This is a genomic window from Candidatus Polarisedimenticolia bacterium (genome assembly GCA_035764505.1).
Taxonomy (GTDB): domain Bacteria; phylum Acidobacteriota; class Polarisedimenticolia; order Gp22-AA2; family AA152; genus AA152.
The window spans coordinates 1-2,434 of sequence record DASTZC010000272.1; the positions used below are offsets into that span (position 1 = coordinate 1).

Annotated in this window: 2 protein-coding genes; both read left to right on the forward strand. The window is 68.2% G+C overall.

Annotation, left to right across the window (positions count from 1 at the left end):
• The coding region (locus VFW45_17585) for a helicase-related protein (protein HEU5182603.1) at positions 1 to 651 on the forward strand (651 nt) is incomplete at its 5' end.
• Positions 652 to 659: 8 nt separating this feature from the next.
• On the forward strand, positions 660 to 2,434 hold a 1,775-nt coding region (gene uvrC / locus VFW45_17590; protein ID HEU5182604.1), incomplete at its 3' end, for an excinuclease ABC subunit UvrC.

Sequence of the window (2,434 nt, forward strand, 5' to 3'; positions counted from 1 at the left end):
CTGGTGACGACGCTGACGAAGCGGATGGCCGAGGAGCTGACGCAGTACTACCGGGACGTGGGGGTGCGCGTGGAATACCTGCACTCCGACGTGGAGACGCTCGAGCGGGTGCGGGTGCTGCGCAGCCTGCGGCGCGGCACCTTCGACGTCCTGGTCGGAGTGAATCTGCTGCGCGAGGGACTGGATCTTCCCGAGGTGTCGCTGGTCGGCGTGCTCGACGCCGACAAGGAGGGTTACCTGCGATCCGCCGGCGCCCTGATCCAGACGGCCGGGCGCGCGGCGCGCAACGTCCGCGGGCGCGTCATCTTCTATGCCGACCGGATGACCGACTCGATGCAGCGCGCCATTCAGGAGACCACGCGCCGGCGCGCCATGCAGGAGCAGTACAACCTCGAGCACGGCATTACCCCCGAGACGATCGTGAAGGCGCTCGACGACGTCCTCGGGAGCGTCTACGAGGCCGACTATCTCAAGATCGATCTCGAGGTCTCGGAGGACGAGACGCGGTACGCCGATCGCGAATCGCTGGAGCGCGAGATCGCCACGCTGCGCGAGGCGATGAAACAGGCGGCCGCGAAGCTCGATTTCGAGCGCGCCGCCGAGCTGCGCGATCGGATCCGCTTCCTCGAGAAGATCGATCTGAGCGCCTGAGATCCTCCATGGCCCCGTTTCCTCCGTCCCCCGACTCCGCCCTGGGGCAAAAGCTCTCCAGCCTCCCCGATCACCCCGGCGTCTATGTCTATCGCGACGCGCGCGGCCGCGTCCTCTACGTGGGCAAGGCCAAGTCGCTGCGCGGGCGGGTGCGCAGCTACTTCCAGAAGGGGATGGAGCATCCTCCCCGGACGGCGGCGCTGGTGGCCGAGGTAGCCGATCTCGAGATGATCCTCACCGGCTCGGAGCGCGAGGCGCTGATCCTGGAGAACAACCTCATCAAGAGGGAGCGCCCGCGCTACAACGTCCTGCTGCGCGACGACAAGAACTTTCCCTACCTCAAGCTCACCTTCGGCGACCCCTTTCCGCGGGTCGTTCTGGTGCGGCGCGCGCGCCTCGACAAGCATCTTTATTTCGGTCCGTTCCTGCCGGCCAGCACCGCCCGCCGCACGCTGCGGATGGTGGCGCGCTTCTTTCGCGTGGCGATCTGCCACGAGCGCCTCGACGGCAGCCGGCCGCGCCCCTGCCTTTACTACCAGCTCAACCAGTGCACGGGACCATGCGCCGGCCTGGTGAGCGCCGAAGAGTATCGCCGCCAGGTGCAGGAGGCCCGCTTGTTCCTGGAAGGCCGCAACCGCGACCTGGTCGGCCGCCTCAAGGAGCGCATGGCCGAGGCGGCGGGCGCCGAGCAGTACGAGAGCGCCGCCCACTACCGCGACTTGATTCGCTCGGTGGAAGGACTCTCCGTCCGGCAGCGCTTCACCTCCGTCGGCCTCGAGGACCAGGACTACCTGGCGCACTACCGCGAAGGCAACCGTGCCTCGCTCGAAGTTTTCCAGATGCGCGACGGCGTGGTGGCGTCACGGCGCGAATTCACCCTCGAGGGTCCGCACGATTCGGATGGGGAGCTGATCGCCGCTTACCTGCAGCAGTACTACGCGCCGCTGCCCACGGTGCCGGAGGAGGTTTTGACCCTGGGGGATCCCACGGGCAAGGAGGTGCTCGAGGAGTGGCTCTCGAGCAAGCGGGGCGGGCGTGTCCGCATTCATGCGCCGCAGCGCGGTCCCAAGAAGGCCTTCCTGCAGACGGTGGCCGAGAACGCTCGTCTCGCCTACGAGCAGGCGGCACGCTCCGACGCCACGGGCGGACTCGAGGAGTCGGAGGCGCTGCGCGAAGCGCTCGGCCTGGAGGAGCCTCCTCTGCGCATCGAAGCCTTCGACATCTCCAACATCCAGGGGACCGACTCGGTCGCCTCGATGGTGGTCTGGGAGGCGGGCAAGATGCGGCCGCAGCTGTACCGGCGCTTCCGCATCCGCTCGGTGCAGGGAGCGGATGACTTCGCGTCGCTCGCCGAGGTGGTCGGCCGGCGCTACACGCGGCTGCTGCGCGAGGGGAAGGACCTGCCGGACCTCGTCCTGATCGATGGCGGCAAAGGGCAGCTCCATTCGGCGGCCCACGCCCTGGAGCGTCTCGACCTGGTCACGCTGCCGGTGGTCTCGATCGCCAAGCGCGAGGAGATCCTCTACCTCGAGGGAAAGAGCGGGGAGATCGTGCTGGAGCGCTCCTCTCCCGCCCTCAAGCTGGTGCAGCGGATCCGCGACGAGGCGCACCGCTTCGCCGTGACCTACCACCGCAAGGTGCGCGCCCGGCGCACCCTCACCACCAGGCTGTACGAAGTGCCGGGTATCGGCGTGACTCGCGCCCGGCGCCTGCTGACCACCTTCGGAAGCGTCCGTGGGATTCTCTCGGCCGACCCGCAGCGTCTGGAGAAAGAGGTCGGCCG